The sequence below is a fragment of the Candidatus Magnetobacterium casense genome, assembly GCF_019173545.1.
Classification (GTDB): domain Bacteria; phylum Nitrospirota; class Thermodesulfovibrionia; order Thermodesulfovibrionales; family Magnetobacteriaceae; genus Magnetobacterium; species Magnetobacterium cryptolimnobacter.
The window spans coordinates 1-3,093 of the sequence record NZ_JABXWD010000384.1 but is presented as its reverse complement, the minus strand read 5'-3'; the positions used below and the strand labels follow the sequence as shown (position 1 = coordinate 3,093).

The following is a 3,093-nucleotide window of genomic DNA, read 5'->3' as shown; positions in this document are numbered from 1 at the left end:
CCCGCTGCGACCTGCACCAAACGGAGACAGCGTACCGCAACTCAAATAGCCCATGTTAAGCCCCCGCGCAATGCTCGATGGATTGACCTTTTCGCTGACCCCTCCTGCCACTACGGCTGCGACCTTGCCCTCTGTCACGGCCCTGACTGCCTCGATCAATGCCTGAGCGCCGGAGTCGGCATGTGGTGAGAACACTATGTTTTCGCCCTTTATCTGCAACCTTATGGCCGCCTGAGACAGTGCTATGTTGTTTAACATCGACAACGGCCACAAGGGGTATATCTCCCTGTAAGCGCCTGTATAGAAAGCCCTGTAATCAACCTTACCATCGGGCTTACCATCGGGCTTTAGGGACTTGACAACTGCGGGCAGTATCTGCGGTACCTCATAGTCAACCATCCCTAGGCCTGCATAAAAACCGATCTTTTCGGGGGGAAAGCCGCTCAACCCGATCCCCCCCCTCTCATAAGCCTCTATCGCACACTTCATCAGCATGAAGGAGTGTGTATTCATAATACGGGTTTCCTTGGGGTTGATCCCCAACTGCTGCAATGCCGAAGACCTTACCTCGGCGGCAGTGCTACATGCAAAGGTGCTTGCATCGAACCCCGTTATTGGGCCGATACCCGATTTTGCAGCCAACAACGCCTCCCACACCGTTGTGGCACTGTCACCCACGGCACTTACCACACCCGTTGCCGTTAGCACTGCCCTAACCTGTACCCCCATCTGCGCTCCTTTCCTGCCCCCGCTCAGATCAGAGAGGCAGCAACCTCCTCATCGTTCTGGTACATGCCACGTTGCGGGGCGTTATGGACGGAAATGGAAGTGGCCCCATATGATCGGTACCGGCAGCGATATCTTGACTCCCACGCCCGGATAAGGCGGCGGAGGTCCCCACGCCGGAGGGCCGGGTGGCTCAACATATGCAGGTGCCGGTGGTCCCCAGTGTGGCGGTGGAGCTGGTGGACCAAAGTCAGGCGGTCCCGGCGGTCCAACATACATTGGCCCCGGCGGTCCCCACGCCGGCGGTGGTGGAAACGCCTCCGCTGCCGGAACAACCGGCATAAGCAGCATCCCCAACATCAGCGCAAGCACCGTGCCTGTTATGATTGACCTTTTCAGCATAGCTTATATGCACCTCCTTTCACTTTATTTTAAAAATATACAAACCCAATTGTCAAGGTTATTGCAATCTTTTTGCCAGGACGGAAACAGCCCTGTCTGATGGCCTTGTGAGTTTTTGGTTGGAGATAGGTATCCCCATTTGAAGAAGACGTCCTCAAATGGGGAGCTGCACTTTGAGGATCAGTACAGCAGAAGTTTCATGATATGGCAGATTTCCAACTGAGGGGAAACAGAGTCCCCCCTTCTCTCTTCCCTACTGGCTGACGTTTACCGTAACCGCAGATGAATAAACAGAGCCATCCTTTGTACCGTTCATAGTCGTATCCACCTGAAAGTTCAGGCTGTACGTCCCCACGGGAAGTCCGGCCACGTCAATCAGCGGTGAAAAACCCTCAAAGCTAAACAGCGGCCCCATGTATGTCACCGGTATGTTATCGACCTTGGCAGCCTTCCACGTCCAGGCCCCGCTTATGACGTCGTAGTAATATGCCCCAAAAGGCGTGTTTGCGGATATCCACCAGTCGGCGTTACCCCCGACGCTACCACCGGCATCAAGCCCTATCGTGACCGTCAGTTTGTCCGTGGTCTTGAGATCAACCGTGTCACTGGAGCCGTTTGCCGTGATTGAGGGCTTTGGCGCAGATGTCAGCCCGCCGGTTCTTGTGACGATTGTCGTCCTGGGTATGCCCAAGGTGCCTTTGCCGTCTGTTACGTATACGGCGATGGAGTACAGGCCGTTGACGTCAAAACTATTGTACGTGCCCTCGTAATTCCCTGGCCCCGCACTTAAAAGTTTTCAACCGTGGGCATGGAGGTAATCGGGGTGCTGGTTGAGCCGGGGGTGAAGTCAGGTCGGCGTATCACCGCCCACACACGCTGTACAGTTGAGCTGGATGTAACACCCTCCGCCCGGATTATACCGAAGCTGCCGTTTATCGATACCGATACCGTGTCGATTGTCGGTAGTTCCGCTGCGTGTTTAAGACCAAGTCCTATCGTATACGCCTTTGCAACCGTCCCGTCTGTTGAATCTGAGCCTATGCCATTGCCGTTGTCGTCAAGCAGAGGCGTCTGTTTCCAATGCTCGGAGTCGATAATCGTCTTGCCTGCAACATAACTGTCATAGACACTCTCACCGCTACTAACCCCATTCCAAAACGGGTAGGAGAATGAAATCTCCCCGCCGCTCAGGAAATTTGCGTACTGCCCCGATGATATGCTCGTAAACACAATGCGATTCTTTCCCGATGCCGACCTCAGATATGACAGAAAGCTCCCTGACTCGCAGGCCTCATACACCACGGTCAGTTTTCCGCTGATCTTGCCCTGGAGGGTGTCCAGCCATTGGCCAAGCTCTGAGGCGCTCAGGGTCTCCGTCTCTCCGATCCTGAATTTTTCGCTGCCGCCGTGCCCCATCAGGTAGACCACCACATCCTTTGCCCCTGGTGCCCACTCCGTCAGCGCTTTTTTCAGGTTGGAGTTCGTCGGCTTTCCGTCTACGTCGTCTGCTATGCCGTTGTTGTCGAGGTCAAGTTCCGTGTCGTAGCTCAGGTAGGAGATGGCGTCTTTTGCAAAGCCCTGGTAGTTCAGCGCCCGGTAGGCGTAGTTGGCGTTGAGGCTGATTTCGTCCCACAGGCGTGGTCTTACGTCAGGGCCGCTGCCTGCGACGATAACGGCCTTGTCGGGGGCGGTTGGGATTGGTGTATCGGGGGTGGATGTCTGCATGGTAAAAACATGGATGCGACTGTTACCTGAATCAATGACGTAGATATCTCCGTTTTTATTAATTGAAATGCCACTTGGAGAGATAAATTGACCTATATTACTGCCGAAATTCCCAAATTTTGTGATGAATTGTATCCTCTTTAAAAAGCATGGTAGAGGGGCAGCAGAAAAATAATTATTGCAAAATAGATCAAGAAGTGATAGACTGTTATATATGAATCAAAGAGCAATAGAATCAAA

The 3,093-nt window shown here is 53.5% G+C and carries 4 protein-coding genes and 1 pseudogene; all 5 read right to left on the bottom strand.

Annotated elements, in window-relative coordinates; all coding sequences use genetic code 11:
* The coding region (locus HWQ67_RS15225; RefSeq protein WP_218253539.1) for a beta-ketoacyl synthase N-terminal-like domain-containing protein at positions 1-729 on the bottom strand (729 nt) is incomplete at its 3' end.
* Between the two features lie 81 nt (positions 730-810).
* Positions 811-1,128: a hypothetical protein gene (locus HWQ67_RS15220; protein WP_218253538.1), complete on the bottom strand. Its 318-nt coding sequence runs from the start codon at positions 1,126-1,128 to the stop codon at positions 811-813.
* A gap of 253 nt (positions 1,129-1,381) precedes the next feature.
* The gene (locus HWQ67_RS15215; protein ID WP_218253537.1) at positions 1,382-1,819 is read right to left on the bottom strand and encodes a hypothetical protein; all 438 of its coding nucleotides are present in this window, start codon (positions 1,817-1,819) and stop codon (positions 1,382-1,384) included.
* A 95-nt stretch (positions 1,820-1,914) separates the two neighbouring features.
* The gene (locus HWQ67_RS15210) at positions 1,915-2,853 is read right to left on the bottom strand and encodes a C13 family peptidase (protein WP_218253536.1); all 939 of its coding nucleotides are present in this window, start codon (positions 2,851-2,853) and stop codon (positions 1,915-1,917) included.
* 15 nt (positions 2,854-2,868) lie between these two features.
* Positions 2,869-2,922: pseudogene (locus HWQ67_RS20655) on the bottom strand (hypothetical protein); the annotation flags it as partial.
* Positions 2,923-3,093: the final 171 nt, after the last annotated feature.

What these genes read in the sequence shown, in the direction of transcription:
- HWQ67_RS15210 (WP_218253536.1), bottom strand. Translation starts at nt 2,853, where the DNA reads ATGCAGACATCCACCCCCGATACACCAATCCCAACCGCCCCCGACAAG.
- HWQ67_RS15220 (WP_218253538.1), bottom strand. Translation starts at nt 1,128, where the DNA reads ATGCTGAAAAGGTCAATCATAACAGGCACGGTGCTTGCGCTGATGTTG.